This is a genomic window from Pseudomonas sp. 203-8, from assembly GCF_020708595.1.
Lineage (GTDB): Bacteria > Pseudomonadota > Gammaproteobacteria > Pseudomonadales > Pseudomonadaceae > Pseudomonas > Pseudomonas aeruginosa.
The window spans coordinates 166523-193423 of the sequence record NZ_JAJFDF010000005.1 but is presented as its reverse complement, the minus strand read 5'-3'; the positions used below and the strand labels follow the sequence as shown (position 1 = coordinate 193423).

The 26901-nt window shown below is 64.1% G+C and carries 29 protein-coding genes; 21 read left to right on the top strand and 8 right to left on the bottom strand.

Going from position 1 to position 26901, the window contains the following annotated elements; genetic code table 11:
* Positions 1 to 11 precede the first annotated feature (11 nt).
* From LJF27_RS13505 to hisC, 7 genes are all read left to right on the top strand, one after another.
* Positions 12 to 659 (top strand): MlaC/ttg2D family ABC transporter substrate-binding protein, encoded by a 648-nt coding sequence (locus LJF27_RS13505; protein WP_003094337.1) that lies wholly within the window; start codon positions 12 to 14, stop codon positions 657 to 659.
* Positions 656 to 964, top strand: coding sequence for an STAS domain-containing protein (locus tag LJF27_RS13500; RefSeq protein ID WP_003094335.1), 309 nt, complete (start codon positions 656 to 658; stop codon positions 962 to 964). The genes LJF27_RS13505 and LJF27_RS13500 overlap by 4 nt, the downstream gene beginning before the upstream one ends.
* Before the next feature lie 116 nt (positions 965 to 1080).
* The gene (locus LJF27_RS13495; RefSeq protein WP_003094334.1) at positions 1081 to 1320 is read left to right on the top strand and encodes a BolA family protein; all 240 of its coding nucleotides are present in this window, start codon (positions 1081 to 1083) and stop codon (positions 1318 to 1320) included.
* Positions 1321 to 1340: 20 nt separating this feature from the next.
* A complete protein-coding gene (murA, locus tag LJF27_RS13490) occupies positions 1341 to 2606 on the top strand; it encodes a UDP-N-acetylglucosamine 1-carboxyvinyltransferase (RefSeq protein ID WP_003094332.1) in 1266 nt (421 codons plus the stop codon).
* A gap of 17 nt (positions 2607 to 2623) precedes the next feature.
* Entirely contained in the window at positions 2624 to 3259 is a 636-nt protein-coding gene (gene hisG, locus LJF27_RS13485) for an ATP phosphoribosyltransferase (RefSeq protein ID WP_003098837.1), read from the top strand.
* A 125-nt stretch (positions 3260 to 3384) separates the two neighbouring features.
* On the top strand, positions 3385 to 4707 hold the full coding sequence (hisD, locus tag LJF27_RS13480; protein ID WP_003094326.1) for a histidinol dehydrogenase: 1323 nt from the start codon (positions 3385 to 3387) through the stop codon (positions 4705 to 4707).
* A 2-nt stretch (positions 4708 to 4709) separates the two neighbouring features.
* On the top strand, positions 4710 to 5765 hold the full coding sequence (gene hisC, locus LJF27_RS13475; RefSeq protein ID WP_003098833.1) for a histidinol-phosphate transaminase: 1056 nt from the start codon (positions 4710 to 4712) through the stop codon (positions 5763 to 5765).
* 42 nt (positions 5766 to 5807) lie between these two features.
* Here the strand turns inward: hisC and algW are convergent, their stop codons facing one another.
* Positions 5808 to 6977 carry a Do family serine endopeptidase AlgW gene (algW, locus tag LJF27_RS13470; RefSeq protein ID WP_003098831.1) on the bottom strand — a complete coding sequence of 390 codons (1170 nt, stop codon included), beginning with the start codon at positions 6975 to 6977 and terminating at the stop codon, positions 5808 to 5810.
* Between the two features lie 116 nt (positions 6978 to 7093).
* On the opposite strand from algW, the gene LJF27_RS13465 reads away from it, so the two are divergent.
* Entirely contained in the window at positions 7094 to 7852 is a 759-nt protein-coding gene (locus tag LJF27_RS13465) for a Nif3-like dinuclear metal center hexameric protein (protein WP_003094318.1), read from the top strand.
* Here the strand turns inward: LJF27_RS13465 and mltB are convergent.
* Complete coding sequence (mltB, locus tag LJF27_RS13460; protein WP_003116214.1) at positions 7839 to 8942, bottom strand: lytic murein transglycosylase B; 1104 nt, start codon at positions 8940 to 8942, stop codon at positions 7839 to 7841. The two genes, LJF27_RS13465 and mltB, sit on opposite strands and share 14 nt — an antisense overlap.
* Positions 8943 to 9285: 343 nt before the next feature.
* On the opposite strand from mltB, the gene cysD reads away from it, so the two are divergent.
* Both cysD and cysN read left to right on the top strand, forming a co-directional pair.
* Positions 9286 to 10203 (top strand): sulfate adenylyltransferase subunit CysD, encoded by a 918-nt coding sequence (gene cysD / locus LJF27_RS13455; RefSeq protein ID WP_003094311.1) that lies wholly within the window; start codon positions 9286 to 9288, stop codon positions 10201 to 10203.
* Positions 10204 to 10214: 11 nt separating this feature from the next.
* Complete coding sequence (gene cysN, locus LJF27_RS13450; RefSeq protein WP_023116752.1) at positions 10215 to 12116, top strand: sulfate adenylyltransferase subunit CysN; 1902 nt, start codon at positions 10215 to 10217, stop codon at positions 12114 to 12116.
* Positions 12117 to 12189: 73 nt separating this feature from the next.
* Here the strand turns inward: cysN and LJF27_RS13445 are convergent, their stop codons facing one another.
* Positions 12190 to 12636, bottom strand: coding sequence for a YhcB family protein (locus tag LJF27_RS13445; protein WP_003094304.1), 447 nt, complete (start codon positions 12634 to 12636; stop codon positions 12190 to 12192).
* Positions 12637 to 12780: 144 nt separating this feature from the next.
* On the opposite strand from LJF27_RS13445, the gene LJF27_RS13440 reads away from it, so the two are divergent.
* From LJF27_RS13440 to zapE, 3 genes are all read left to right on the top strand, one after another.
* Entirely contained in the window at positions 12781 to 13410 is a 630-nt protein-coding gene (locus tag LJF27_RS13440; protein WP_003098823.1) for an alpha/beta hydrolase, read from the top strand.
* A 67-nt stretch (positions 13411 to 13477) separates the two neighbouring features.
* Entirely contained in the window at positions 13478 to 14824 is a 1347-nt protein-coding gene (locus LJF27_RS13435) for a tryptophan--tRNA ligase (RefSeq protein ID WP_003098821.1), read from the top strand.
* A 94-nt stretch (positions 14825 to 14918) separates the two neighbouring features.
* Positions 14919 to 16013 (top strand): cell division protein ZapE, encoded by a 1095-nt coding sequence (gene zapE, locus LJF27_RS13430; protein ID WP_003094297.1) that lies wholly within the window; start codon positions 14919 to 14921, stop codon positions 16011 to 16013.
* Positions 16014 to 16077: 64 nt separating this feature from the next.
* Here zapE and LJF27_RS13425 read toward each other — a convergent pair whose 3' ends face one another.
* Positions 16078 to 17040, bottom strand: a complete 963-nt coding sequence (locus LJF27_RS13425; RefSeq protein ID WP_019726799.1) for a hypothetical protein — start codon at positions 17038 to 17040, stop codon at positions 16078 to 16080.
* Between the two features lie 158 nt (positions 17041 to 17198).
* On the bottom strand, positions 17199 to 18098 hold the full coding sequence (locus LJF27_RS13420; RefSeq protein ID WP_003120906.1) for a GlxA family transcriptional regulator: 900 nt from the start codon (positions 18096 to 18098) through the stop codon (positions 17199 to 17201).
* Positions 18099 to 18351: 253 nt separating this feature from the next.
* On the opposite strand from LJF27_RS13420, the gene LJF27_RS13415 reads away from it, so the two are divergent.
* The gene (locus tag LJF27_RS13415) at positions 18352 to 19497 is read left to right on the top strand and encodes an acyl-CoA dehydrogenase family protein (protein WP_003120905.1); all 1146 of its coding nucleotides are present in this window, start codon (positions 18352 to 18354) and stop codon (positions 19495 to 19497) included.
* 84 nt (positions 19498 to 19581) lie between these two features.
* Here the strand turns inward: LJF27_RS13415 and LJF27_RS13410 are convergent, their stop codons facing one another.
* Positions 19582 to 20619: an NADP(H)-dependent aldo-keto reductase gene (locus LJF27_RS13410; RefSeq protein ID WP_003098813.1), complete on the bottom strand. Its 1038-nt coding sequence runs from the start codon at positions 20617 to 20619 to the stop codon at positions 19582 to 19584.
* A 245-nt stretch (positions 20620 to 20864) separates the two neighbouring features.
* Here LJF27_RS13410 and rplM point away from each other — a divergent pair, with 245 nt between their 5' ends.
* From rplM to LJF27_RS13375, 7 genes are all read left to right on the top strand, one after another.
* On the top strand, positions 20865 to 21293 hold the full coding sequence (rplM, locus tag LJF27_RS13405) for a 50S ribosomal protein L13 (RefSeq protein WP_003094164.1): 429 nt from the start codon (positions 20865 to 20867) through the stop codon (positions 21291 to 21293).
* Positions 21294 to 21307: 14 nt separating this feature from the next.
* Complete coding sequence (gene rpsI, locus LJF27_RS13400) at positions 21308 to 21700, top strand: 30S ribosomal protein S9 (RefSeq protein WP_003098810.1); 393 nt, start codon at positions 21308 to 21310, stop codon at positions 21698 to 21700.
* A 249-nt stretch (positions 21701 to 21949) separates the two neighbouring features.
* Positions 21950 to 22543 carry a ubiquinol-cytochrome c reductase iron-sulfur subunit gene (gene petA / locus LJF27_RS13395; protein WP_003100631.1) on the top strand — a complete coding sequence of 198 codons (594 nt, stop codon included), beginning with the start codon at positions 21950 to 21952 and terminating at the stop codon, positions 22541 to 22543.
* Positions 22543 to 23754, top strand: a complete 1212-nt coding sequence (locus LJF27_RS13390) for a cytochrome b (RefSeq protein WP_003094159.1) — start codon at positions 22543 to 22545, stop codon at positions 23752 to 23754. The genes petA and LJF27_RS13390 overlap by 1 nt, the downstream gene beginning before the upstream one ends.
* Positions 23754 to 24536: a cytochrome c1 gene (locus LJF27_RS13385; RefSeq protein ID WP_003094157.1), complete on the top strand. Its 783-nt coding sequence runs from the start codon at positions 23754 to 23756 to the stop codon at positions 24534 to 24536. Before LJF27_RS13390 ends, LJF27_RS13385 begins: the two co-directional genes overlap by 1 nt.
* Before the next feature lie 85 nt (positions 24537 to 24621).
* Complete coding sequence (locus tag LJF27_RS13380; protein ID WP_003094155.1) at positions 24622 to 25239, top strand: glutathione S-transferase N-terminal domain-containing protein; 618 nt, start codon at positions 24622 to 24624, stop codon at positions 25237 to 25239.
* Between the two features lie 11 nt (positions 25240 to 25250).
* On the top strand, positions 25251 to 25658 hold the full coding sequence (locus LJF27_RS13375; RefSeq protein ID WP_003094153.1) for a ClpXP protease specificity-enhancing factor: 408 nt from the start codon (positions 25251 to 25253) through the stop codon (positions 25656 to 25658).
* Between the two features lie 56 nt (positions 25659 to 25714).
* Here LJF27_RS13375 and LJF27_RS13370 read toward each other — a convergent pair whose 3' ends face one another.
* Entirely contained in the window at positions 25715 to 26293 is a 579-nt protein-coding gene (locus LJF27_RS13370; RefSeq protein WP_023103498.1) for a BON domain-containing protein, read from the bottom strand.
* The gene (locus LJF27_RS13365) at positions 26290 to 26883 is read right to left on the bottom strand and encodes a phosphoheptose isomerase (protein ID WP_003094149.1); all 594 of its coding nucleotides are present in this window, start codon (positions 26881 to 26883) and stop codon (positions 26290 to 26292) included. Before LJF27_RS13365 ends, LJF27_RS13370 begins: the two co-directional genes overlap by 4 nt.
* Positions 26884 to 26901: the final 18 nt, after the last annotated feature.

Sequence of the window (26901 nt, the reverse complement as noted above, 5' to 3'; positions counted from 1 at the left end):
GGTTTTCTTCCATGCTGACTCTTCTGCGTCGCGGCCTGCTGGTGTTCCTGGCGGCTTTCCCGCTGCTTTCCATGGCGGCGCCGACCCCGCAACAGGTGGTGCAGGGCACGGTCGACGAACTGCTTTCCGACATCAAGGCCAACAAGGCCGCCTACAAGGCCGATCCGCAAAAGCTCTACGCCACTCTCGATCGTATCCTTGGGCCGGTGGTCGATGCCGAAGGCATCGCCAAGAGCGTGATGACCGTCAAGTACTCGCGCCAGGCCTCACCCGAGCAAATCAAGCGCTTCGAGGAAGTGTTCAAGAACAGCCTGATGCAGTTCTACGGCAACGCGCTGCTCGAATACGACAACCAGGACATCCGCGTGCTGCCTAGTTCGGCCAAGCCGAGCGACGATCGCGCCAGCGTCAACATGGAGATCCGTGACAGCAAGGGCACGGTCTATCCGGTCTCCTACACCATGACCAACCTGGCCGGTGGCTGGAAGGTCCGCAACGTGATCATCAACGGCATCAACATCGGCAAGCTGTTCCGCGACCAGTTCGCCGACACCATGCAGAAGAACCGCAACGACCTCGAGAAGACCATCGCCGGCTGGGGCGAGGTGGTCGCCAAGGCCAAGGAAACCGCGAAAGCGGAAGAGGCCGGGGCGAAATGAGCCAGGCCAGCCTGCGCGAAGGCGCGGCCGGCGAACTGCAGCTCGCCGGCGTGCTCGACTACAGCAGCGGGCCGGCGTTGCGCGAGCAGGGCGGTCGGCTGATTCGCGCCAGCCAGGCGGCGGAACTGGTCGTCGACTGCTCGGCGGTGGAGCGCTCCAGCAGCGTGGGCATTTCCCTGTTGCTGGCCTTCATGCGCGACGCACGCAAGGCCGGCAAGGTCCTGAGCGTCAGGGCGTTGCCGGACGACATGCGGGAGATTGCCAAGGTCAGCAGCCTTCTGGAGATCCTGCCTTTGCAGGAATGACCGGCCGGCGGAACGAGCGGCCCTCCGTCTGCGCGTCCCTTCCTGGGGTTCGCAGGCGGAGGGCTTTTTTGTATGATGGCCGACCGTGCGCGTAGGGCGCCCGATTGAGGTTGAGCATGCAGGCCGAAGACGTTAAGAGCCTTCTCCAGGAAAAACTCCCCGGCACCCAGGTGGAAGTCGAGGGCGAAGGGTGCAATTTCCAACTGAATCTGATCAGCGACGAACTGGCCGGCCAGAGCCCGGTCAAGCGTCAGCAGCAGGTCTACGCCCATTTGAACGCCTGGATCGCCGATGGCAGCATCCATGCCGTCACCATGAAATTCTTCAGCCGCGCCGCCTGGGCCGAGCGTTCCTGAGCCCACGGGGGATCATTGCAATGGATAAACTGATTATTACCGGCGGTAACCGCCTCGATGGCGAAATCCGCATTTCCGGCGCGAAGAACTCGGCGCTGCCGATCCTGGCCGCGACCCTGCTGGCCGATACTCCGGTCACCGTCTGCAACCTGCCGCACCTGCACGACATTACCACCATGATCGAACTGTTCGGCCGCATGGGCGTGCAGCCGATCATCGACGAGAAGCTCAACGTCGAAGTCGATGCCAGCAGCATCAAGACCCTGGTCGCGCCGTATGAACTGGTGAAGACCATGCGTGCCTCGATCCTGGTGCTGGGCCCGATGCTGGCGCGCTTCGGCGAGGCCGAAGTGGCCCTGCCGGGCGGTTGCGCGATCGGTTCGCGTCCGGTCGACCTGCATATCCGCGGTCTCGAGGCCATGGGCGCGCAGATCGAGGTCGAAGGCGGCTACATCAAGGCCAAGGCGCCGGCCGGCGGCCTGCGTGGCGGTCACTTCTTCTTCGATACCGTCAGCGTGACCGGCACCGAGAACCTGATGATGGCCGCCGCGCTGGCCAACGGCCGTACCGTGCTGCAGAACGCCGCTCGCGAGCCGGAGGTGGTCGACCTGGCCAACTGCCTGAACGCCATGGGCGCCAACGTCCAGGGCGCTGGCTCCGATACCATCGTCATCGAAGGCGTGAAGCGCCTCGGCGGTGCTCGCTACGACGTACTGCCCGACCGTATCGAGACCGGCACCTACCTGGTGGCCGCGGCCGCGACCGGTGGCCGGGTGAAGCTGAAGGATACCGACCCGACCATCCTCGAGGCGGTCCTGCAGAAGCTGGAAGAGGCCGGTGCCCACATCAGCACCGGCAGCAACTGGATCGAGCTGGACATGAAGGGCAACCGGCCGAAGGCGGTCAACGTGCGTACCGCGCCGTACCCGGCGTTCCCCACCGACATGCAGGCCCAGTTCATCTCCATGAACGCGGTAGCCGAAGGCACCGGCGCGGTCATCGAGACGGTCTTCGAGAACCGCTTCATGCATGTTTACGAAATGAACCGCATGGGCGCGCAAATCCTCGTCGAAGGCAACACCGCCATCGTCACCGGCGTACCCAAGCTCAAGGGCGCTCCGGTCATGGCGACCGACCTGCGCGCATCCGCGAGCCTGGTGATCGCCGGCCTGGTGGCCGAAGGCGACACCCTGATCGATCGCATCTACCACATCGACCGTGGCTACGAGTGCATCGAAGAGAAACTCCAGCTGCTCGGCGCCAAGATCCGCCGCGTACCGGGCTAGCGGAGGCTGTCGCGCAAATGCTGACCATCGCCTTGTCCAAGGGCCGGATTCTCGACGATACCCTGCCGCTGCTCGCAGCGGCGGGCATCGTACCGTCGGAGAACCCGGACAAGAGCCGCAAGCTGATCATCCCGACGTCCCTGTCCGATGTGCGCCTGCTCATCGTGCGCGCCACCGACGTGCCGACCTATGTCGAGCATGGCGCCGCCGATCTCGGCGTGGCCGGCAAGGACGTGCTGATGGAGTACGGCGGCCAGGGACTCTACGAACCGCTGGACCTGCGTATCGCCAACTGCAAGCTGATGACCGCCGGCGCCATTGGCGCGCCTGAACCCAAGGGACGCCTGCGGGTGGCCACCAAGTTCGTCAATGTCGCCAAGCGCTACTACGCCGAGCAGGGCCGCCAGGTCGACGTGATCAAGCTGTACGGCTCGATGGAGCTGGCGCCGCTGGTCGGTCTCGCCGACAAGATCATTGACGTCGTGGATACCGGCAATACCCTGCGCGCCAACGGCCTGGAGCCCCAGGAACTGATCGCCACGATCAGCTCGCGCCTGGTGGTCAACAAGGCCTCGATGAAGATGCAGCACGGTCGCATCCAGTCGCTGATCGATACCCTGCGCGACGCCGTCGAGGCGCGACACCGTCACTGATACCCGTGCGGCTCCGCGCCGCACCTGCCTATCCGTGTCATAGCCAAATTTTCTCGGGTGCCCGCACGGTGGGCTTGGTAGTCTAGCGGCGCCCGAGACAACGCCATCCATAAAAGAGGCTCGCTATGACCGCTCCCTTCGCTATCCGTCGACTCAATGCCGCTGATCCGGACTTCGGGCGTCATCTGGATCATCTGCTGAGCTGGGAAAGTGTCTCCGACGATTCGGTCAACCAGCGCGTCCTCGACATCATCGCCGCCGTACGCAGCCGTGGCGACGCCGCCGTGGTCGAGTTCACCCAGCGCTTCGACGGTCTCCAGGCCGCCTCGATGGCCGACCTGATCCTGCCGCGCGAGCGCCTGGAGCTGGCTCTCACACGTATCACCGTAGCCCAGCGCGAAGCCCTGGAAGTCGCCGCCGAGCGCGTGCGCAGCTACCACGAGAAGCAGAAGCAGGGTTCCTGGCGCTACACCGAGGCCGACGGCACGGTGCTCGGCCAGCAGGTCACCCCGCTGGACCGCGCCGGGCTCTATGTGCCGGGCGGCAAGGCGTCCTACCCGTCCTCGGTGCTGATGAATGCGATCCCGGCCAAGGTCGCCGGGGTGTCCGAAGTGGTCATGGTCGTACCGACCCCGCGCGGCGAGATCAACGAGATCGTCCTCGCCGCCGCCTGCATCGCCGGCGTCGACCGTGTCTTCACCATCGGCGGGGCACAGGCCGTGGCCGCGTTGGCCTACGGCACCGAAAGCGTGCCGCGGGTGGACAAGATCGTCGGCCCCGGCAACATCTACGTGGCCACCGCCAAGCGTCACGTGTTCGGCCAGGTCGGCATCGACATGATCGCCGGTCCCTCGGAAATCCTCGTGGTCTGCGACGGCCAGACCGATCCCGACTGGATCGCCATGGACCTGTTCTCCCAGGCCGAACACGACGAAGACGCCCAGTCGATCCTGGTCAGTCCGGACGCGGCGTTCCTGGACCGCGTCGCGGACAGCATCGCTCGCCTGCTGCCGACCATGGAGCGCGCCGAGATCATCCGCACCTCCCTGGAGGGGCGCGGCGCGCTGATCCAGGTCGCCGACCAGGCCCAGGCCTGTGCGGTCGCCAACCGCATCGCCCCGGAACACCTGGAGCTGTCGGTGGCCGATCCGGAAAGCTGGCTGCCGGAGATCCGCCATGCCGGCGCGATCTTCATGGGCCGCTACACTGCCGAGGCCCTGGGCGACTATTGCGCCGGCCCGAACCACGTGCTGCCGACCTCCGGTACCGCGCGTTTCTCTTCGCCGCTGGGGGTATATGACTTCCAGAAGCGTTCGTCGATCATCAACTGCTCGGCCGAGGGCGCTTCGGTCCTCGGTCGTACCGCCTCGGTGCTGGCTCGCGGCGAGTCGTTGACCGCCCACGCGCGTAGTGCCGAATACCGCATCCTCGACGAGAAGGAGGCCTGAGCATGAGCAAATTCTGGAGTCCCTTCGTCAAGGACCTGGTGCCTTATGTGCCGGGCGAGCAGCCGAAGCTGTCGCGGCTGGTCAAGCTGAACACCAACGAGAATCCCTACGGTCCGTCGCCACAGGCGCTCGCCGCGATGCAGGCGGAACTCAACGACGACCTGCGCCTGTATCCCGATCCCAACGGCGAGCGGTTGAAGCAGGCGGTCGCCGCGCACTACGGCGTACAGGCCAACCAGGTGTTCGTCGGCAACGGCTCCGACGAGGTGCTCGCGCACATTTTCCATGGCCTCTTCCAACACGACCTGCCGCTGCTGTTTCCGGACGTGACCTACAGCTTCTATCCGGTCTATTGCGGCCTGTACGGGATCGCGCACGAGAAGATCGCGCTGGATGAAAGGTTCCGCATCCGCGTCGAAGACTACGCGCGGCCCAACGGCGGAATCATCTTCCCCAATCCGAACGCGCCGACCGGCTGCCTGCTGCCGCTGGACGCCATCGAAGCGATGCTGAAGGCGTCGCCGGATTCGGTGGTGGTAGTCGACGAGGCCTATGTCGACTTCGGCGGCGAGAGCGCCATCGCCCTGGTCGATCGCTACCCGAACCTGCTGGTCACCCAGACGCTGTCCAAGTCGCGCTCCCTGGCCGGCCTGCGGGTCGGCCTGGCGGTCGGCCATGCCGATCTGGTCGAGGCGCTGGAGCGGATCAAGAACAGCTTCAATTCCTACCCGCTGGATCGCCTGGCGATCGCCGGCGCGGCGGCGGCTTTCGAGGACGACGCTTATTTCCGTCGGACCTGCCAGGCAGTGATCGATAGCCGCGAGGCGTTGAGCGCCTCTTTGCAGGCGCTGGGCTTCGAGGTACTACCGTCGGCCGCCAACTTCGTCTTCGCCCGTCATCCGCGGCACGATGCCGGGCAGATTGCCTCGACCCTGCGCGAGCAGGGAGTGATCGTCCGCCATTTCAAGCAGGCGCGGATCGACCAGTTCCTGCGTATCACCATCGGCAGTCCGGAGCAGAACCAGGCGCTACTGGACGCCCTGCACTTCCTCAAGTGATACGAAAACGGCGCCCGAGGGCGCCGTTTTCAATGGCGGGGATCACTCGCCGCCGTCCTGTTTCTGCTGTGGAGCCGGTGCCGGCGGCGGACGCAGGCCGACCTCGGCGGTCAGGTTGACCTTCTGTCCGTTGCGCAGCACCACGATGCTGATCTTCTGTCCCGGACGGGTGCGCGCCACCTGGTTCATCGAGCGGCGGCCGTCGCTGGCTTCCTGCTTGTCGATGGTCAGGATCACGTCGCCCGGCAGCAGGCCGCCGCGCGCCGCCGGGCCGTCGCGATAGACGCCGGCGACGACGATCCCGGCGGTTTCGCCGAGGCCCAGCGACTCCGCCAGTTCCGGGGTCAGCGCCTTGACCTCGACGCCGAGCCAGCCGCGGATCACCTGGCCGTGCTCGATGATCGACTGCATGACCTCCAGGGCCAGCTTGGTCGGGATGGCGAAGCCGATACCCTGGGAGCCGCCGGACTTGGAGAAGATCGCCGTGTTGATGCCGATCAGGTTGCCGGCAGCGTCCACCAGCGCGCCGCCGGAGTTGCCGGGGTTGATCGCCGCGTCGGTCTGGATGAAGTCTTCGTAGGTGTTCAGGCCGAGCTGGTTGCGTCCGGTGGCGCTGATGATGCCCATGGTCACGGTCTGGCCGACGCCGAACGGGTTGCCGATGGCGAGGCAGACGTCGCCGGTGCGAATGCCGTCGGAGCGGCCGAGGGTCATCGCCGGCAGGTTCTTAAGGTCGATCTTCAGCACGGCCAGGTCGGTTTCCGGGTCGCTGCCGACCAACTGGGCGATGGTTTCGCGGCCGTCGCGCAAGGCCACGATGATCTGGTCGGCGCCAGCGGTCACGTGGTTGTTGGTCAGCAGGTAGCCTTCCGCGCTCATGATCACCGCCGAGCCGAGGCTCGACTCCATGCGCTTCTGTTGCGGCAGGTTGTCGCCGAAGAAGCGGCGGAACATCGGGTCGTCGAACAGGGGGTGGGAGGGCTTGCTGACCATCTTGGTGGTGTACAGGTTGGCCACTGCCGGAGCCGCTCGACTCACCGCGTTGGCATAGGACACCGGGCCTTCCTGCAGGCGGCTGAGCAGAGGCGCCTGCTCGACGTGCACCTCCTGGCGTGGCAGGCCGACCAGCTCGGGGTTGTGCTGGATGATCAGCAGGGCCAGCAGCACGCCGACCAGCACGGGCCAGCCGAGGAAACGCAGGGCCTTGGGCATCGGGAAAATCCTTGGGGTTGCGAGGCCGAAAAGCGGCCGATAAGGTGGCGCCCATTATAGGGGGAAGCCGTCCATTAGAGGAGCGGCGCGCCCTGCCTGAATGAAGAGGAATTTGCATGGCTATCGCCCTGAGCACCCTGGTCGAAGAGGCCGACCGTTATCTGGATGCCGCGCGCATCCAGGACTACTGCCCGAACGGCCTGCAGGTCGAAGGCCGGCCGCAGGTGCGGCGGATCGTCAGCGGGGTCACTGCCAGCCAGGCGCTGCTGGATGCCGCCGTGGAGGCCGACGCCGACGTGGTGCTGGTGCATCACGGTTACTTCTGGAAGGGTGAGAACCCCTGCGTGGTCGGCATGAAGCAACGGCGCCTGAAGACCCTGCTGAACAACGATATCAGTCTGCTCGCTTACCACCTGCCGCTGGATCTGCATCCGGAGGTGGGCAACAACGTGCAGCTCGCCCGGCAGCTCGGCTTCGAAGTGGAAGGGCCGTTGGAGCCGGGCAACCCGCGTTCCATCGTCCTCCTCGGTTCGCTTGCCGAGCCGATGCAGCCTGCCGATTTCGCTCGGCATGTGCGCGATGCGCTGGGGCGTGAGCCGCTGCTGGTCGATGCCGGTCAGCCGATCCGGCGCATCGCCTGGTGCACCGGCGGCGCCCAGGGCTATATCGACCAGGCGATCGCCGCTGGCGTCGATGCCTACCTGACCGGCGAGGTTTCCGAGCAGACCGTGCACAGCGCGCGGGAGAACGGCATCAGCTTCATCGCCGCCGGACACCATGCCACCGAGCGCTACGGGGTACAGGCGCTGGGCGACTACCTGGGCAAGCGCTTCGCCATCGAGCACTTGTTCATCGACTGTCCTAATCCTGCCTGACGACGGAGCGGTGACGCACCCGGTCGACTTCCTTGCCCAGTTCCCAGACGGCCATCGCGTAGTGGGTGCTGTGGTTATAGCGGGTGATCACGTAGAAGTTCGGCAGGCCGTACCAGTACTGGTAGTTCCTGCCCATGTCCAGGCGCAGCAGGCTGGCTTGCCGGTGGCCGCCGAGCGGACCCTGCGGGCGTAATCCGGCGGAAGCGAGCACGTCCAGCGGGTACAGCGTCTTGAAGCCATCTTCCAGCGAGGGAGCCCGGCCACTGGCGGGAACCGCCACGCGATCGCCGCTGACCCAGCCGTGCTGCTTGAAATAGTTGGCGACGCTGCCGATGGCGTCACGCGGATTCCACAGGTCGATATGCCCATCGCCATCGAAGTCCACCGCGTACTTGGTGAATGAAGACGGCATGAACTGGCCGTAGCCCATGGCGCCGGCATAGGAACCGCGCAGGGCCAGCGGGTCGGTGCCTTCCTTGCGCGCCTGGAGGAGGAATTGCTCCAGTTCGCCGCTGAAGAATTCCGCGCGGCGAGGGTAGGAGAAGGACAGGGTGGACAGCGCATCGATGATCCGCGTCTTGCCCATCACACGCCCCCAGCGGGTTTCCACGCCGATGATGCCGACGATGATCTCCGGCGGCACGCCGTAGACGCGCGATGCCCGTTGCAGGTCGGTTTCGTATTGGTCCCAGAACAGCACGCCGTTCTGTACGTTGCCTGGCGTGACGAACTTCTTCCGGTAGCGCAGCCAGGCGCCGTTCGGTCCGCTGGGTGGGGTATAGGTCGGGGCTTGCCGGTCCATCAGGCGGATCACCCAGTCCAGGCGCTGGGTCTGGGCGAACAGATCGTGCAGTTGCTGGCGGTTGAAGCCGTGCTGGCTGACCATCCTGTCGATGAAGCGCTGTGCCGCCGGATTGTTCGCGTAATCGCCGCGCAGCGGCAGTATCGGTTGCACCGACTGGCGTACGGGGCGGGGTGAAATGACGGTGCGAGCCTGGGGTTTGGCGGCGGGTTTCGGTGGTGGCGTCGGTTCGCTGCTGCATGCTGAGACCAGAAGGAACAGGGGCAGGGCGAGGGCGGTACGGCGCATCTGGGGGCTTCTTGGCGGAATGACGATGCCCGCTATGCTAGCGCAGTGCCGCCGGCGTACAAGTCGAGCCGCCGAAAGGGGGCGGACCGTCTGCTCGCTGTCGCGGCGACGGCTTTGTCCGGTCCGGGACGATGCCGTCTCAGCTTTGTCCGCCCGGTCTGCGAAACGCCCCTGGAAAACCTCTCGACGCCAGTGTTTTCGCCGGCTGCGAGGCTGAGCGCTGATGGCTATATGGGTATATTTTTTCGGTATAAATGGCGAATCTTTTAGAGCCTTGCGCTGTGATAGAGTGCGCGTTCGTCTACGGCCCGACGGCCGTCCATAAGCAATTCCGTGAGTAGCCATGGTCGACAAACTGACGCACCTGAAACAGCTGGAGGCGGAAAGCATCCACATCATCCGCGAGGTGGCCGCCGAGTTCGATAACCCGGTGATGCTGTACTCGATCGGCAAGGATTCCGCGGTCATGCTGCACCTGGCCCGCAAGGCCTTCTTCCCCGGCAAGCTGCCCTTCCCGGTGATGCACGTGGACACCCGCTGGAAATTCCAGGAGATGTACAGGTTCCGCGATCGGATGGTCGAGGAAATGGGCCTGGACCTGATCACCCACGTCAACCCGGACGGCGTCGCCCAGGGCATCAACCCGTTCACCCACGGCAGCGCCAAGCACACCGACGTGATGAAGACCGAGGGACTCAAGCAGGCCCTGGACAAGTACGGTTTCGACGCTGCCTTCGGCGGCGCGCGCCGCGACGAGGAGAAGTCGCGGGCCAAGGAACGGGTCTATTCGTTCCGCGACAGCAAGCACCGCTGGGACCCGAAGAACCAGCGTCCCGAGTTGTGGAACATCTACAACGGCAAGGTGAAGAAGGGCGAGTCGATCCGCGTCTTCCCGCTGTCCAACTGGACCGAGCTGGACATCTGGCAATACATCTACCTGGAAGGCATCCCGATCGTCCCGCTGTACTTCGCCGCCGAGCGCGAGGTCATCGAGAAGAACGGCACGCTGATCATGATCGACGACGAGCGCATCCTCGAGCATCTCTCTGACGAAGAGAAAGCCCGCATCGAGAAGCGCATGGTGCGCTTCCGTACCCTCGGCTGCTACCCGCTCACCGGCGCGGTCGAGTCCAGCGCCACCACGCTGCCGGAAATCATCCAGGAAATGCTCCTGACGCGTACTTCCGAACGCCAGGGTCGGGTCATCGACCATGACCAGGCCGGTTCGATGGAAGAAAAGAAACGTCAGGGCTATTTCTGAGGATACGCAGCATGTCTCATCAATCCGATCTGATCAGCGAGGACATCCTCGCCTACCTGGGGCAGCACGAACGCAAGGAACTGCTGCGCTTCCTTACCTGCGGCAACGTCGATGACGGCAAGAGCACCCTGATCGGGCGCCTGCTGCACGACTCCAAGATGATCTACGAGGATCACCTGGAGGCCATCACCCGCGACTCGAAGAAAGTCGGCACCACGGGCGACGACGTCGACCTGGCGCTGCTGGTCGATGGCCTGCAGGCCGAGCGCGAGCAGGGCATCACTATCGATGTGGCGTACCGCTACTTCAGCACCGCCAAGCGCAAGTTCATCATCGCCGACACGCCCGGCCATGAGCAGTACACCCGCAACATGGCTACCGGTGCCTCGACCTGCGACCTGGCGATCATCCTGATCGATGCCCGCTACGGTGTGCAGACCCAAACCCGCCGGCACAGTTTCATCGCGTCCCTGCTGGGTATCCGGCATATCGTGGTCGCCATCAACAAGATGGACCTGAAGGACTTCGACCAGGGTGTCTTCGAACAGATCAAGGCCGACTACCTGGCCTTTGCCGAGAAGATCGGTCTGAAGACCAGTTCGCTGCACTTCGTGCCGATGTCGGCGCTCAAGGGCGACAACGTGGTCAACAAGTCCGAGCGTTCGCCCTGGTACGCCGGCCAGTCGCTGATGGAAATCCTCGAAACCGTCGAGATCGCCGCCGACCGCAACCTCGATGACATGCGCTTCCCGGTGCAGTACGTGAACCGGCCGAACCTGAACTTCCGCGGTTTCGCCGGCACCCTGGCCAGCGGCGTGGTGCGCAAGGGCGACGAAGTGGTGGCATTGCCGTCGGGCAAGGGCAGCAAGGTGAAATCCATCGTCACCTTCGAGGGCGAACTGGAGCAGGCCGGTCCCGGCCAGGCCGTCACCCTGACCCTGGAAGACGAGATCGACGTTTCCCGCGGCGACATGCTGGTGCATGCCGACAATCGCCCGCTGGTCACCGACGGCTTCGATGCCATGCTGGTGTGGATGGCCGAGGAGCCGATGCTTCCGGGCAAGAAGTACGATATCAAGCGCGCTACCAGCTATGTGCCGGGTTCGATTCCGAGCATCGTCCACAAGGTGGACGTGAATACTCTGGAGCGGACCCCGGGCAGCGAGCTGAAGCTGAACGAGATCGCCAGGGTCAAGGTCAGCCTGGACGCGCCCATCGCGCTCGATGGCTATGAGCAGAACCGCACCACCGGCGCCTTCATCGTCATCGATCGCCTGACCAACGGCACCGTTAGCGCCGGCATGATCATCTCCGCTCCGTCGGCGGCCCATGGCAGCAGCGCTCATCACAGTTCGAATGCCCATGTGACGCGCGAGGAGCGTGCCGGCCGCTTCGGCCAGCAGCCGGCGACCATACTGTTCAGCGGCCTCTCCGGCGCCGGCAAGAGCACCCTGGCCTACGCCGTGGAGCGCAAGCTGTTCGATATGGGCCGCGCGGTCTACGTGCTGGACGGGCAGAACCTGCGCCACGACCTGAACAAGGGGTTGCCGCAGGACCGCGCCGGACGCACCGAGAACTGGCTGCGCACCGCCCATGTCGCCAAGCAGTTCAACGAGGCCGGGTTGATCAGCCTCTGCGCCTTCGTCGCGCCGAGCGCGGAAGGGCGCGAGCAGGCCAGGGCGCTGATCGGCGCCGAGCGCCTGATCACCGTCTATGTGCAGGCGTCGCCGCAGGTTTGCCGCGAACGCGATCCACAGGGGCTGTATGCGGCGGGCGAGGACAATATCCCCGGCGAGTCCTTCCCCTACGACGTGCCGCTGGATGCCGACCTGGTGATCGATACCCAGGCGCTGAGCGTCGAGGACGGCGTGAAGCAGGTGCTCGACCTGTTGCGCGAGCGCCAGGCGATCTGATCGTCTCGCAGCCATGAAAAAGCCCCGCGGATGCGGGGCTTTTTCATGGGCGTCGGCAGGTTCGCGCAGCGCGTCAGTACTTGCCTTTCAGGCCGTAGGTGGCGTCGAGGGTGCCGGGGCTGTCCGGGCTTTTCGGCGCATAGTCCTTCGGCACTTCGCCGGAGGCCGGCGGAGTCAGGCGCTCGCGGCGCTCGGCCGGATAGGCCTCGTCGGCATGCAGCGCAGCCAGCAGGCGCTGGCGGGTCTGTTCGTCCAGGGCCAGGCGCTGGGCGCCGTCGGAGAGGTGCTCCTGCACGTCCTGGTAGCTCTGGGTCAGCTTCTTCACGAGGCTGGCGGTGGTGTTGAAATGGGTCACGACTTCGCGCTGATAGCTGTCGAAGCGGTCCTGCAGGTCGTCCATCTGGCGTTGCACCTTGTTCGGCGCGGCGTTGGGCAGCAGGCGGGCGATCAGAAAACCGATGGCGACCCCGGCGACCAGGGCGAGGGCCGGCAGCAGCCAGGCGGTGAGCGACTGTTCCACGCGAATCCTTCCTCTATAGACGGCTTTGCTTTACGTTAACGGCTTGAGTCCGAGCTGTATACCACGGCACGCGAGTAAGTGCCTGTGTCGCTTGGAGTAATCTGCTAGACGAGTCGACCCGAGCCGGGGTCACGGAGTTCCTGTTTGTCTACCCGCGAAATCCCTGTATCCATCGATGGCCCCTGCGGGCCGCTGGAAGCCCTGCACCTCGATCTGCCCGATGCCCGCGGCATCGCCCTGGTCTGCCATCCGCACCCGCTGTTCGCCGGCACCATGCAGAACAAGGTGGTCGCCACTCTGCAACGCAGCGCCCGCGATGCCGGCCTGGCGACCCTGCGTTTCAACTTCCGTGGCGTTGGCCAGAGCGCTGGCAGCTATGGCGAGGGGATCGGCGAGATCGACGACGCCGAGGCCGCCGCGCGCTGGTTGCTGGCACGCCATCCGGGGTTGCCGCTGACACTGATGGGCTTTTCCTTCGGCTCCTGCGTCGCCGGCAATCTGGCGGGGCGCCTGGAAGCGCAGGGCGTCGGGCTGGCGCGGCTGTTCATGATCGCGCCGCCGGTGGAACGCTTCGCGGTCAGCCTGCCTGCGCGTTGCCCGCTGACCGTGGTGCAGCCGGAGGACGACGACGTGGTCACGCCGGCCGCGGTATATGCCTGGAGCGAGTCCCTGGCACGACCGCACGAGCTGTTGCGGGTGGCAGAAAGCGGACATTTCTTCCATGGCAAGCTGATCGATCTGAAGGACCTGTTGCTGCCACGCCTGCAGGACTGACGTCGTCGCGCCGGCCCTGCTACCATCCGGCGCGCCATTCTTTTCTTTGCCTGACATCTGGTATCGCATGACTACTCGTATCCTGACCGGCATCACTCCTACCGGCACTCCGCACCTGGGCAACTACGCCGGCGCCATCCGCCCGGCGATCCTCGCCAGCCGTCGGAGCGACGTGGATTCGTTCTACTTCCTGGCGGACTACCACGCCTTGATCAAGTGCGACGATCCCGCTCGTATCCAGCGCTCGCGCCTGGAAATCGCCGCGACCTGGCTGGCCGGCGGCCTGGACGTCGAGCGTGCGACCTTCTACCGGCAGTCGGACATCCCCGAGATTCCCGAGCTGACCTGGTTGCTCACCTGCGTCAGTGCCAAGGGCCTGCTCAACCGCGCGCATGCCTACAAGGCCGCGGTGGACCGCAATGTCGAGGCCGGCGAAGACCCGGACGCCGGCGTGACCATGGGCCTCTACAGCTATCCGGTGCTGATGGCCGCGGACATCCTGATGTTCAACGCGCACAAGATCCCGGTTGGCCGCGACCAGGTGCAGCACGTGGAGATGGCCCGCGACATTGGCCAGCGTTTCAACCACCTGTTCGGCAACGGCCGCGAGTTCTTCGTCCTGCCCGAAGCGGTGATCGAGGAAAACGTCGCCACCCTGCCGGGCCTGGACGGGCGCAAGATGTCCAAGAGCTACGACAACACCATCCCGCTGTTCAGCCCGTCCAGGCAGCTCAAGGACGCCATCGCACGCATCGTCACCGACTCGCGCGCGCCGGGCGAGCCGAAAGACCCGGACAGTTCACACCTGTTCCTTCTTTACTCGGCCTTCGCCAGCGCCGAACAGGTCGCCGCGTTCCGCCAGGAACTGCTCGACGGCCTGGCCTGGGGCGAAGCCAAGCAGCGCCTGTTCCAGTTGCTCGACAACGAACTGGGCGAGGCTCGCGAGCGTTACCAGGCGCTGATCGCCAAGCCCGACGATATCGAGGACATTCTCCTCGCCGGCGCCGCCAAGGCGCGCCGCATCGCCACCCCATTCATCGCCGAGTTGCGCGAGGCAGTCGGCCTGCGCTCCCTGCGCGAGCCGCTGAAAAGTGCCGAGAGCGGCAAGAAGAAGGCCGCCAAGGCTGCGCGCCTGGTCAGCTTCCGCGACGACGACGGCAGCTTCCGCTTCCGCCTGCTGGACGCCGCCGGCGAACAGCTACTGCTGTCCCGCGCCTTCGCCGATGGCAAGGCCGCCGGTGCGGTGAGCAAGCGCCTGCTGGCTGGCGAGACTGCCGACCTGCGGGCCGAGGGCAATGCCTTTGGCCTGTGGCTGGATGGCGAGGCGGTGGCGCAGAGCCCGGCCTTCGCCGACGCCGCCGCCCGTGACGCCGCCATCGAGCGCACCCGCGAAGCGCTGGCACCACAGGAGTAGGCAGCCCCGGTACATCCTCGACGGATGGCCGATTGCCAAGAGACGGGGTCGTCGCTAAAGTGACGGCCCCGTTTTCGTTGCATTGCTACCGATCATGACGCCCCTTGAGCGCTACCAGGCCGATCTCCAACGCCCCGATTTCTTCCACGATGCCGCACAGGCCAATGCCGTGAAGCATCTGCAACGCCTCTACGATGACCTGGTCGCCGCCGACCACGCCAAGCCCGGCCTGTTCGGCAAGCTGCTCGGCAGGAAGTCCGGCGGGCCGGTGAAGGGCCTGTATTTCTGGGGCGGCGTCGGCCGTGGCAAGACCTACCTGGTGGACACTTTCTTCGAGTCGCTGCCGTTCGAGCAGAAGGTGCGCACGCACTTCCACCGCTTCATGAAGCGGGTGCACGAAGAACTGAAGACCCTCAAGGGCGAGAAGAACCCGCTGACCATCATCGGCAAGCGCTTCGCCGACGAGGCGCGGGTGATCTGTTTCGACGAGTTCTTCGTCTCCGACATCACCGACGCGATGATCCTCGCCACCCTGCTGGAAGAGCTGTTCAAGAACGGCGTGAGCCTGGTGGCGACCTCCAACATCGTGCCGGACGGCCTGTACAAGGACGGCCTGCAACGCGCCCGTTTCCTGCCGGCGATCGCCCTGCTCAAGGAGCATACCGAGATCGTCAACGTCGATAGCGGCGTCGACTATCGCCTGCGCGCGCTGGAGCAGGCCGAGCTGTTCCACTGGCCGCTCAGCGAACAGGTCGAGGAGGAGATGGCGCGCAGCTTCAAGGCCCTGACCCCGGACTGTGCCAAGGCCCAGCGCGACGAGGCGCTGATGATCGAGAACCGCGAGATCCGCGCGCGCCTGACCTGCGACGACGTGGCCTGGTTCGAATTCCGCGAGCTGTGCGACGGCCCGCGCAGCCAGAACGACTACATCGAGCTGGCGAAGATTTTCCACGCCGTGCTGATCTCCAACGTCGAGCAGATGGGCGTCACCAAGGACGACATGGCGCGGCGTTTCATCAACCTGGTGGATGAGTTCTACGACCGCAGCGTCAAGCTGATCATCTCCGCCGAGGTCGAGCTAAAGGATCTCTACAGCGGCGGCCGGCTGGAGTTCGAATTCCAGCGCACCCTCAGTCGTCTGCTGGAAATGCAGTCCCACGAATACCTGACGCGTCCGCACCGGCCCTGATCCGGGGCGGAAACGAGAAAGGGGTTGCCGATGGCAACCCCTTTTTTCATGGACGCGCGGCGTTTCAGCGTTGCGCGGTGTTCTGCTCGAAGCCGGCGAGGAGCTTCTTCGCATGGGCCACTTCGAGGGCTTCCATGGCGTTGATCGGCTTGATCGCCACGGCCTGCTTCAGTTGGGCGATGGCCTTCTCCCGCTCGTCGTCGCCGTATACGTAGGTCAGCGCGTTGGCGTACTCGTAGTGGCCGATCGGCAGGTCGTTGGCCTGGCGGAAGGAGCGGGCGAAGTACTGTTCCATCTTGTCGGCGCTGACCCCGTAGGTCATCTTGCCGACCAGCTTGCCGACCTTGCGGATCACTCCCGCCTCGTAGCCGCCGTAGAGCGCCAGGGCGAACGGCTGGTTGGGTTGCCTGGCCAGGAGGGCGTCCAGTTCCTTGGGGATTTCGCTGGTATAGCCGCGCTTGAGCACTACCGGTACCGATAGCTCCTCGGCCAGGCGCGCCTTGGCGTAGACGCTGCCGAACTGGGCGACGATATCGGCCTTGACCAGCGGGCCGGCCTGATTGGTGTAGTCGATGACCTCTTCGAGCAGGCGCTGTTTCTCCGCCTGGCCGGGAGCCAGGAACATGGCGTAGAGCACCTGGGCGAACATCGCCGGTACCTGGCCGCCGACTCCCAGGGCCAGTCCCTGCTCCTTGGCCTTGGCGTAGTCGCCGCGGAACAGAAGGCGCCAGACATCCTGCAGGCGCGCCGCATATTGTGCGGCCTCTTCCGGCTTGCCGGTGAAGCCGGTGCCGGCCTTCACGGTCTTTTCCAGGGCATCCGGATGGGCGGTCGCCATGTTCACCACCCAGTCGGCGTCCGGATAGGGATAGTCGCCGAAGCCGCGGGTCAGGCGCGGCCAGGCTTCCTTCAACTTGTCGCCTGGATAGTCATAGGCGCTCTGGTCGTAGGGGAAGGCTTTCCAGTTGTCGGCGGCCATAGCATTCATACCGAAGAGGGCCAGGAAGGCGAGCAGATAAAGGCGCATGGCAAAGGTCCGTTCTTGTCGTTGTTCGGAACGCCCGCGTCTGCGGCGGGCCTGCGGATTCATGAGAACCCGCGAAGGCCGACCTGGCTACCTATCCTAGGTTCTGTAGGGAAAGCGCCGGCGCCGATGCCGTTCGGGCAGGCCCGGCGATGTCCGGCTCAGCTTTCCTTCTGCATGAACTGGCGACGGTAATGGTGGGGAGAGAGTTCGGTGTGCTGGCGGAACAGGCGGGCGAAGAAGCTGGCGTCGTCGTAGCCGACCTCGTAGCTGATCGTCTTGATGCTCTTGCGCGTGCTCGAGAGCATGCCCTTGGCGGTCTCGATCCGCAGTCGCTGCAGGTAGTGCAGCGGCTTGTCGCCGGTAGCGGCCTGGAAGCGCCGCATGAAGTTGCGGATGCTCATGCCGTGGTCGCGGGCGACGTCCTCGAAACGGAACTTGTCGGCGAAGTGGTCTTCCAGCCATTGCTGGATCTGCAGGATCGTCGGGTCATGGTGCAGCTTCTGTCCGCCGAAGCCGATACGCCCTGGGGTGTAGCTGCGCTGTACTTCGTAGAGGGTATCCCGGGCCACCGCCTGGGCCACCGATCCGCCGCAGAAACGCTCGATCAGATAGATGTAGAGGTCGCAGGCGGAGGTGACGCCGCTGGCACAGAACAGGTCGTCGGCATCGGTCAGGTGCTTCTCCTGGTTGAGCAGCACGTTCGGGAAGCGTTCGGCGAATTCCCGATAGAAGCGCCAGTAGGTGGTCGCTTCCTTGCCATCCAGCAGGCCTGCCTGGGCCAGCCAGAAAACCCCGGTCGCCTCGCCGCAGAGGGCGGTTCCCTCGGCATGGCTGCGGCGCAACCAGGGAACGATTTGCGGATAGCGCCGTTCGAGCGCGTCGAAATCGCCCCAGAAGGCGGGCAGGACCACGATATCGCAGGCGGCGAGGGGACCGTCGACGGCGATGCTGTCGCCGCTGAAGCTGCGTACCGGCTGGCCGTCGGGGCTGAGGATGCGGGTGCGGAAGGCCGGCTGGAGACCGAGGCCCTGCTGCTTGCCGTGGCGCAGGCTGGCCATGTGGAAGAAGTCCTTGGCCTGCATCAGGGTCGAGGCGAAGACGCCGTCGATGGCGACGATGCCGACATGTTTCAGCACCGGAGCGGATTGAGCGCGCATGGATTTTTATCGTTGTTGTGAGTAAGGGAAAGCGGTCAAAAGGCGGCTGGATCGTCTTATTTTTTGGCGCAACTGTCCAGTGCGTCGGTCAGGGCATTTCCCTACAGTCGAAGACCTGCCGCGTGCAGCCAACCCGATCCCAGACCGTTTCCAGGTGACCACGATGATACCGAGAACCCTGTTCAGCTCCGACCACGAACTGTTTCGCGACAGCGTGCGCAAGTTCCTCGAACAGGAAGCCGTGCCTTTCCATCACCAATGGGAAAAGGATGGGCATGTCGACCGCGCGCTCTGGAACAAGGCCGGCGAGGCCGGAATGCTCTGTTCGCACCTGCCGGAAGAGTATGGCGGGATGGGCGCGGACTTCCTCTACAGCGCCGTGGTCATCGAAGAGATCGGTCGGGCCGGCCTGACCGGGATCGGTTTCTCCCTGCATTCGGACATCGCTGCACCCTACATCCTCCACTACGGCAGCGAGGCGCTGAAGCGCAAGTACCTGCCGAAGCTGGTATCCGGCGAGATGGTCGCGGCCATCGCCATGACCGAGCCGGGGGCCGGTTCCGACCTGCAAGGGGTGAAGACCACTGCGGTACTGGATGGCGACGAGTACGTCATCAATGGCTCGAAGACCTTCATCACCAACGGCTTCCTCGCCGACCTGGTGATCGTGGTGGCGAAGACCGATCCGAAGGCTGGCGCCAAGGGCATAAGCCTGTTCGTGGTCGAGGCGGGTACGCCGGGCTTCAGCAAGGGCAAGCGCCTGGAGAAGGTCGGGATGAAGGCCCAGGACACCTCCGAGCTGTTCTTCCAGGATGTGCGGATTCCCCGGGAGAACCTGCTCGGCAAGGACGGCCAGGGATTCATCTACCTGATGCAGGAGCTGCCGCAGGAGCGCCTGACCGTCGGTATCGGCGCGCTGGCGTCGGCCGAGGCGGCCCTGCAATGGACGCTCGACTACACTCGCGAGCGCAAGGCGTTCGGCAAGTCGGTGGCGGACTTCCAGAATACCCGCTTCAAGCTTGCCGAGATGGCTACCGAGATCCAGGTCGGCCGGGTCTTCGTCGATCGCTGTATGGAGCAGCATCTCCAGGGCAAGCTGGACGTACCCACCGCCGCCATGTGCAAGTACTGGACGACGGACCTGCAATGCAAGGTGCTCGACGAATGCGTGCAGTTGCACGGCGGCTACGGCTTCATGTGGGAATATCCGGTGGCGCGGGCCTGGGCCGATGCCCGGGTGCAGCGGATCTACGCCGGTACCAACGAGATCATGAAGGAGATCATCGCGCGGGCCCTGTGAGGCGCGCCTGGTCACCGGGAGGGGCGGACGACCGCATCGCGCGGTTGTCCGCCGAACCCGCGGCAGCGCCAGGCCCCTGGAGGCTCAGGGAGCCGGGTTCGGTTGCTCCCGGTGGATTGCATCGATACCGGCGAGCAATTCCTCGTCCAGCCTCAGGTCGACGCTGCCGAGATTGGTTTCCAGCTGTTCCAGCGAGGTGGCGCCGATGATGTTGCTGGTCACGAACGGCCGCGAGGTGACGTAGGCCAGTGCCATCTGCGCCGGTTCCATTCCATGTTCGCGGGCCAGCGCTACGTAGCGCGCGCAGGCCGCTTCCGCCTGCGGGTTGGTGTAGCGGGTGAAGCGGCTGTACAGACTGATGCGCGCGTTGGCCGGGCGGGCGCCGTCCGCGTACTTGCCGGAAAGCATGCCGAAGGCCATCGGCGAGTAGGCCAGCAGGCCGCACTGCTCGCGGATGGCGATTTCCGCCAGGCCCACCTCGAAGCTGCGGTTGAGCAGGTTGTAGGGGTTCTGGATCGATACCGCGCGCGGCCAGCCGCGCTCCTCGGCGAGCCTGAGGAAGGTCATGGTGCCCCAGGGCGTCTCGTTGGACAGGCCGATGTGGCGGATCTTGCCGGCGCGCACCTGCTCGTCGAGCACTTCCAGGGTTTCCTCCAGCGGTGTGAAGCTCTCTTCCTGGTGCTGGTAGCCGAGCTGGCCGAAGAAGTTGGTCCGCCGCTCCGGCCAGTGCAACTGGTAGAGGTCCAGCCAGTCTGTCTGCAGGCGCTCCAGGCTGGCATCGAGGGCGGCGACGATGTGCTGGCGGTTGAACTTGAGGTTGCCGTCGCGCACATGGCTGATGCCGTTGCCGGGGCCGGCGATCTTGCTGGCGAGGATCCAGTCGGCGCGGTCGCTGCTGCGGCGGAACCAGTTGCCGATGATGCGCTCGGTGCTGGCGTAGGTCTCGGCGCGGGGCGGCACCGGATACATTTCGGCGGTATCCATGAAATTGATCCCGGCGGCCTTGGCCCTGGCGATCTGGGCGAAGGCGTCCTGCTCGCTGTTCTGCTCGCCCCAGGTCATGGTGCCGAGGCAGAGGGCGCTGACTTTCAGATCGGTGCGGCCGAGCGGGCGATACTCCATGCGGGTGTCCTCGTGAAATTAAGTGGTTAATGCGGTTGTAAATTCTGGCGAAATCTGCATAATTCCGCAGCCTTTCATCGGTGGGGGATGCCAAGCCTGCCGATCGATGTATCTAGTCGTTACGGACGCACACCGACCCGAGCCCCAATTCGTGTCTGTTTTCGGCTGTCCTTGACTTGTCAAGGCAACCACTGTCCAGTAAGATTCGCCGTCTTATTTTCAGGCGGCCCCTGAGGCTATAACGAATGAAAACCTATACCGCGAAACCGGAAACTGTACAGCGCGACTGGTTCGTCGTCGACGCTGCCGGCCAGACCCTGGGTCGTCTGGCGACCGAAATTGCCCGCCGCCTGCGTGGCAAGCACAAGCCTGAGTACACTCCGCACGTTGACACCGGCGACTACATCGTCGTCATCAACGCCGAGCAGGTGCGTGTGACCGGTGCCAAGACCACCGACAAGATGTACTACCACCACTCCGGCTTCCCGGGCGGCATCAAGTCGATCAACTTCGAGAAGCTGATCGCCAAGGCCCCTGAGCGCGTCATCGAGACCGCTGTAAAAGGCATGCTGCCGAAGAACCCTCTGGGTCGCGATATGTATCGCAAGCTGAAGGTGTACAAGGGTGCCAGCCACCCGCACACCGCTCAGCAGCCCCAAGAACTGAAGATTTAACGGGATAGCTCATTATGTCGGCGACTCAAAATTACGGCACTGGCCGTCGTAAGACCGCTACCGCTCGCGTCTTCCTGCGTCCGGGTACTGGCAAGATTTCCATCAACAACCGTGGTCTCGATCAGTTCTTCGGTCGTGAAACCGCTCGCATGGTCGTGCGTCAGCCGCTCGAGCTGACCGAGACCGTCGAGAAGTTCGACATCTTCGTTACCGTCGTTGGCGGTGGCGTAAGCGGTCAGGCCGGTGCGATCCGTCACGGCATCACCCGTGCCCTGATCGAGTACGACGAAACCCTGCGTAGCTCGCTGCGCAAGGCCGGCTACGTGACTCGCGATGCCCGTGAAGTCGAGCGTAAGAAAGTCGGTCTGCGTAAAGCGCGTAAGCGTCCGCAGTACTCCAAGCGTTAATTCGACGCTTGCTGAAAAACGCCCACCTCTTCGGAGCTGGGCGTTTTTTTATGTCTACGCTTTAACTCTGCGGCAAGGTGTCGCATGGCCGAAGGGCGCGCCCTACAAGGGTTTCGGGCGTTTTGTGTCAGGCTATTACCTTGTCATCAAAGGGGGTTTTCTTTACCATTTGGCGAATTTTTTGCGCGGCTCGAATTTTTACTTAAAGGCCTGATTAGAACAGGTCTGAAGCTGATGGGAGACGACTGAATGAGTAATGACGGCGTGAATGCAGGCCGGCGTCGCTTCCTCGTCGCGGCCACCTCTGTGGTTGGCGCGGCGGGAGCGGTGGGTGCTGCGGTCCCGTTCGTAGGGTCATGGTTCCCCAGTGCCAAAGCCAAGGCTGCTGGCGCGCCGGTGCAGGTGAACGTGGGCAAGATCGATCCAGGTCAGCAGATCATCGCTGAATGGCGCGGCAAGCCTGTATTCATCGTGCACCGCACGAAGGAGATGCTGGACGCCCTGCCGAGCCTCGAAGGACAACTGGCCGACCCGGACTCCAAGGCCTCGGAGCAGCCGGAGTACGTCGATCCCAAGCTTCGCTCGATCAAGCCGGAACTGGCGGTGATCGTCGGCATCTGCACCCACTTGGGCTGCTCGCCGACCTTCCGTCCCGAAGTCGCCCCCGCCGACCTCGGTCCGGACTGGAAGGGCGGCTACTTCTGCCCTTGCCACGGCTCCCACTACGACCTCGCCGGTCGTGTCTACAAAGGCCAGCCAGCGCCGCTGAACCTGCCGATTCCGCCTTATACGTTCGATGCTGACGACGTCATCACCATCGGCGTGGACCAGGAGAAAGCCTGATGAACAAGTTCATGGCTTGGGTCGATGCGCGTTTTCCCGCGACCAAGATGTGGGAAGACCATCTGAGCAAGTACTACGCACCGAAGAACTTCAACTTCTGGTATTTCTTCGGCTCCCTGGCGCTGCTGGTGCTGGTCAACCAGATCCTCACCGGCATCTGGCTGACCATGAGCTTCACGCCGTCGGCCGAAGAGGCGTTCGCTTCCGTCGAATACATCATGCGCGATGTCGACTACGGCTGGATCATTCGCTACATGCACTCCACCGGTGCATCGGCGTTCTTCATCGTGGTCTACCTGCACATGTTCCGCGGCCTGCTCTACGGCTCCTATCAGAAGCCGCGCGAGCTGGTGTGGATCTTCGGCATGCTGATCTACCTGGCGCTGATGGCCGAGGCCTTCATGGGCTACCTGCTGCCTTGGGGTCAGATGTCCTACTGGGGCGCCCAGGTGATCATTTCCCTGTTCGGCGCGATTCCGGTGGTCGGCGAAGACCTGGCCCAGTGGATCCGCGGTGACTTCCTGATCTCCGGCATCACCCTGAACCGCTTCTTCGCCTTGCATGTGATCGCCCTGCCGATCGTCCTGCTCGGCCTGGTCGTGCTGCACATCCTGGCGCTGCACGAAGTCGGTTCGAACAACCCGGACGGCGTTGACATCAAGAAGAAGAAGGACGAGAACGGCGTACCGCTGGACGGCATCGCGTTCCATCCGTACTACACCGTGAAGGACATCGTCGGCGTGGTGGTGTTCCTGTTCATCTTCTGCACCGTGATCTTCTTCTTCCCGGAAATGGGCGGCTACTTCCTCGAGAAGCCCAACTTCGAGATGGCCAACCAGTTCAAGACCCCCGAGCACATCGCTCCGGTCTGGTACTTCACCCCGTTCTACGCGATCCTCCGCGCGGTTCCGGACAAGCTGATGGGCGTGGTGGCGATGGGTGCGGCGATCGCTGTGCTGTTCGTCCTGCCGTGGCTGGATCGCAGCCCGGTTCGCTCGATCCGCTACAAGGGCTGGCTGAGCAAGCTGTGGCTGGTGATCTTCGCGGTGTCCTTCGTGATCCTCGGCTACTACGGCGCCCAGGCTCCGAGCCCGCTGGGTACTACCCTGTCGCGCGTTTGCACCGTCCTGTATTTCGCCTTCTTCATCCTGATGCCGTTCTACACCCGGATGGAGAAGACCAAACCGGTTCCGGAAAGGGTGACTGGCTGATGAAAAAGCAATTCGCTGCACTGATTCTGGCGGTACTGCCAGTCCTGGGTTTCGCCGCTGGCGGCCATGGGCCGCAACTGGATCATGTCGATATCGACCTGACCGACAAGGCGGCCATGCAGGATGGCGCGCGTACCTTCGCCAACTACTGCATGGGCTGCCATAGCGCCAAGTTCCAGCGTTACGAGCGTGTCGCCACCGACCTGGGCATTCCTGCCGATCTGATGATGGAGAAGCTGGTGTTCACCGGCGCCAAGATCGGCGACCACATGGACATCGGCATGAAGCCGGCCGACGCCAAGACCTGGTTCGGCGCCGCTCCGCCGGATCTGACCCTGGTTGCCCGCGTACGCGGCACCGACTGGCTGTACAGCTACCTGCGCTCGTTCTACGAGGATCCCAAGCGTCCGTGGGGCGTGAACAACGTGATCTTCCCCAACGTCGGCATGCCGAACGTCCTGGCGCCCCTGCAGGGACGCCAGGTGATCGGCTGCAAGCAGGTACAGGTGGTCGAGGATGGCAAGAAGCAGTTCGATCCGTTGACCGGTACCCCGCTGACTCACGAAGCTTGTGACCAGTTGACCGTGGTGCCGAAGACCGGCGAGCTGAACGAAGCCCAGTTCGACGAGAAGGTCAAGAACCTGGTGACCTTCCTGGCCTATTCGGCCAACCCGAACAAGCTGGCCTCCGAGCGTATCGGTACCTACGTCCTGCTCTACCTGGCCTTCTTCTTCGTATTCGCCTATCTCCTCAAGCGCGAGTACTGGAAGGACGTGCACTAACCCGCACGTTGGTCTTCGAAGCGCGCGCCCTCCGGGGCGCGCGCGTCTTTTCACCTCCCACAAGTCGACCTGCGAGGAGGGCTCCATGGCTTCAATCAACAAGCTGACCTGCTATTCCGACCCTGCCGATCATTACTGCCATCGCATCCGCCTGGTCCTGGCCGAGAAGAACGTGGCGGTAGAGGTGATCGATATCGAGGCGGGCCGCTGTCCGCCGATGCTGGCGGAGGTCAACCCCTACGGCAGCGTACCGACCCTGGTCGATCGCGACCTGGCGCTGTACGAGCCGACGGTGGTCATGGAATACCTCGACGAACGCTATCCGCATCCGCCGCTGCTGCCCGATTATCCGGTGAAGCGTGCCAACAGCCGCCTGTTGATCCATCGTATCCAGCGGGACTGGTGTTCCCTGGTGGACCGGATCCTGGATGCGCGCAGCAAGGAGGCCGAGCGGGTCCAGGCGCGCAAGGAGTTGCGCGAGAGCCTGACCGGGGTTTCCCCGCTGTTCGCCGACAAGGCATATTTCCTCAGCGAGGATTTCAGCCTGGTGGATTGCTGCCTGTTGCCGATCCTCTGGCGTCTGCCGTTGCTGGGCATCGAGTTGCCGCGGCAGGCCAAGCCGTTGCTCGACTACATGGAGCGCGGATTCGCCCGGGAAAGCTTCCGGGCCAGCCTGTCTTCCGTTGAACGAGATATGCGTTAAGGAACATGAAGATGAATTCCAGCCGTCCCTATCTGGTCCGCGCGCTCTATGAATGGATCGTCGACAACGATTGCACGCCACATATCCTGGTGAACGCAGAGTTCGCCGGGGTAAAGGTGCCTCCGGGTTATGCCAGCGATGGGCAGATCGTGCTCAATGTCTCGCCCTCTGCCGTGCGGCATCTGCACATGGACAACGAGGCGGTCAGCTTCGAGGGGCGTTTCGGCGGCGTGGCGCAGAGCCTGTACATTCCAGCGCTGGCGGTAATGGCCATCTACGCCCGGGAAAACGGACAGGGCATGGTCTTCGATCTGGAGCAGCCGGGTCCGGTGGACGACGAGCCGGGCGATGACGATGGCGGACCGTCCGATGAGCCGCCGCGTCCCAGTGGCAGGCCATCCCTGAAGGTGGTCAAGTAAACGGCGAGCAATGAAAAAGGCGATCGAAGGATCGCCTTTTTTTCGTTCGCTGTTCTTCAGTTTATGTATTCGAACAGCTTGACGATCTTCTGCACCCCGTCGACGCCCTGGGCGACGCGGACAGCCTGGGCGGCTTCCTGCTGGTTGACCAGGCCCATCATGTAGACGATGCCGTTCTCGGTGACCACCTTGATCCGCGACGAGGGCACGTTGGGATCGCTGAGCATCTGGGTCTTCAGCTTGGTGGTGATCCAGGCGTCGTTGTTGCGGGCGAGCAGGGAGGAGGGCGAGGACACCTGCAGTTCGTTATGCACGTTCTTGACCTTCTGCACCGTGCGCGCGGCCTGTTCGGCCTTGCTCTTGAGGTCGGCGCGCGGGGTCTGGCCGGCGATCAGAACGATGCCGTTGTAGCTGACCACGACGATGTGAGAGTCCTTGTCCAGGGCCGGATCGGCCTTGGCGATGTTCACCGCGGCCTTGGTCTCGATCAGCGAGTCGTCGATCTTGCTGCCGATGGTTCGGGTCCCGCGATCGTCGTCGATCGGTTTGTCCCGGGTGGCGCTGAGGAAACTGCTGCAGCCTCCCAGGGCCAGGCTCAGGGCCAGGGTGGCGGCGACGAAGGCGGTACGGCTCATTCTTCACTCCCGAACAGTTGGCGGTCGATCAGGTCGCAGAGGCAGTGGATGGCCAGCAGGTGGACTTCCTGGATGCGTGCGGTGATCTTGGAAGGAACGCGGATCTCCACGTCTTCCGGCAGCAGCAGCGAAGCCATGCCGCCACCGTCGCGGCCGGTCAGGGCGACCACCAGCATCTCGCGGTCGTGGGCCGCCTGGATGGCCTGGATCACGTTGGCCGAATTGCCGCTGGTGGAAATCGCCAGCAGGACGTCGCCCGGCTGGCCCAGGGCGCGGATCTGCTTGGAGAAGACTTCGTTGTAGCTGTAGTCGTTGGCGATCGAGGTGATGGTCGAGCTGTCGGTGGTCAGGGCCACGGCCGGCAGGCTCGGACGTTCGCGCTCGAAGCGGTTGAGCAGTTCGGAGGAGAAGTGCTGGGCATCGCCGGCCGAGCCGCCATTGCCGCAGGAGAGGATCTTGCCCTCGTTGAGCAGCGCATTGACCATCACCAGGCTGGCTTGCTCGATATAGGGAGGCAGTACTTCCAGCGCCTGCTGCTTGGTCTCGATGCTGGCCTGGAAGAGCTGGCGGATACGGTGTTGCATGTCCATCGGTAATGACCTTCGGTG

Bases quoted from the DNA above. Each gene is read 5' to 3' on its own strand.
- mltB (WP_003116214.1), bottom strand. From the start codon at position 8,942: ATGCGCCGTACCGCCCTCGCCCTGCCCCTGTTCCTTCTGGTCTCAGCA.
- LJF27_RS13410 (WP_003098813.1), bottom strand. From the start codon at position 20,619: ATGGAGTATCGCCCGCTCGGCCGCACCGATCTGAAAGTCAGCGCCCTC.
- LJF27_RS13505 (WP_003094337.1), top strand. From the start codon at position 12: ATGCTGACTCTTCTGCGTCGCGGCCTGCTGGTGTTCCTGGCGGCTTTC.
- LJF27_RS13365 (WP_003094149.1), bottom strand. From the start codon at position 26,883: ATGGACATGCAACACCGTATCCGCCAGCTCTTCCAGGCCAGCATCGAG.
- hisD (WP_003094326.1), top strand. From the start codon at position 3,385: ATGACCGCTCCCTTCGCTATCCGTCGACTCAATGCCGCTGATCCGGAC.
- LJF27_RS13380 (WP_003094155.1), top strand. From the start codon at position 24,622: ATGGCTTCAATCAACAAGCTGACCTGCTATTCCGACCCTGCCGATCAT.
- murA (WP_003094332.1), top strand. From the start codon at position 1,341: ATGGATAAACTGATTATTACCGGCGGTAACCGCCTCGATGGCGAAATC.
- LJF27_RS13495 (WP_003094334.1), top strand. From the start codon at position 1,081: ATGCAGGCCGAAGACGTTAAGAGCCTTCTCCAGGAAAAACTCCCCGGC.
- rplM (WP_003094164.1), top strand. From the start codon at position 20,865: ATGAAAACCTATACCGCGAAACCGGAAACTGTACAGCGCGACTGGTTC.
- hisC (WP_003098833.1), top strand. From the start codon at position 4,710: ATGAGCAAATTCTGGAGTCCCTTCGTCAAGGACCTGGTGCCTTATGTG.
- cysN (WP_023116752.1), top strand. From the start codon at position 10,215: ATGTCTCATCAATCCGATCTGATCAGCGAGGACATCCTCGCCTACCTG.
- LJF27_RS13420 (WP_003120906.1), bottom strand. From the start codon at position 18,098: ATGGCCAGCCTGCGCCACGGCAAGCAGCAGGGCCTCGGTCTCCAGCCG.
- cysD (WP_003094311.1), top strand. From the start codon at position 9,286: ATGGTCGACAAACTGACGCACCTGAAACAGCTGGAGGCGGAAAGCATC.
- hisG (WP_003098837.1), top strand. From the start codon at position 2,624: ATGCTGACCATCGCCTTGTCCAAGGGCCGGATTCTCGACGATACCCTG.
- LJF27_RS13370 (WP_023103498.1), bottom strand. From the start codon at position 26,293: ATGAGCCGTACCGCCTTCGTCGCCGCCACCCTGGCCCTGAGCCTGGCC.
- rpsI (WP_003098810.1), top strand. From the start codon at position 21,308: ATGTCGGCGACTCAAAATTACGGCACTGGCCGTCGTAAGACCGCTACC.
- LJF27_RS13465 (WP_003094318.1), top strand. From the start codon at position 7,094: ATGGCTATCGCCCTGAGCACCCTGGTCGAAGAGGCCGACCGTTATCTG.
- zapE (WP_003094297.1), top strand. From the start codon at position 14,919: ATGACGCCCCTTGAGCGCTACCAGGCCGATCTCCAACGCCCCGATTTC.
- LJF27_RS13435 (WP_003098821.1), top strand. From the start codon at position 13,478: ATGACTACTCGTATCCTGACCGGCATCACTCCTACCGGCACTCCGCAC.
- LJF27_RS13500 (WP_003094335.1), top strand. From the start codon at position 656: ATGAGCCAGGCCAGCCTGCGCGAAGGCGCGGCCGGCGAACTGCAGCTC.
- petA (WP_003100631.1), top strand. From the start codon at position 21,950: ATGAGTAATGACGGCGTGAATGCAGGCCGGCGTCGCTTCCTCGTCGCG.
- LJF27_RS13375 (WP_003094153.1), top strand. From the start codon at position 25,251: ATGAATTCCAGCCGTCCCTATCTGGTCCGCGCGCTCTATGAATGGATC.
- LJF27_RS13385 (WP_003094157.1), top strand. From the start codon at position 23,754: ATGAAAAAGCAATTCGCTGCACTGATTCTGGCGGTACTGCCAGTCCTG.
- LJF27_RS13425 (WP_019726799.1), bottom strand. From the start codon at position 17,040: ATGCGCCTTTATCTGCTCGCCTTCCTGGCCCTCTTCGGTATGAATGCT.
- algW (WP_003098831.1), bottom strand. From the start codon at position 6,977: ATGCCCAAGGCCCTGCGTTTCCTCGGCTGGCCCGTGCTGGTCGGCGTG.
- LJF27_RS13390 (WP_003094159.1), top strand. From the start codon at position 22,543: ATGAACAAGTTCATGGCTTGGGTCGATGCGCGTTTTCCCGCGACCAAG.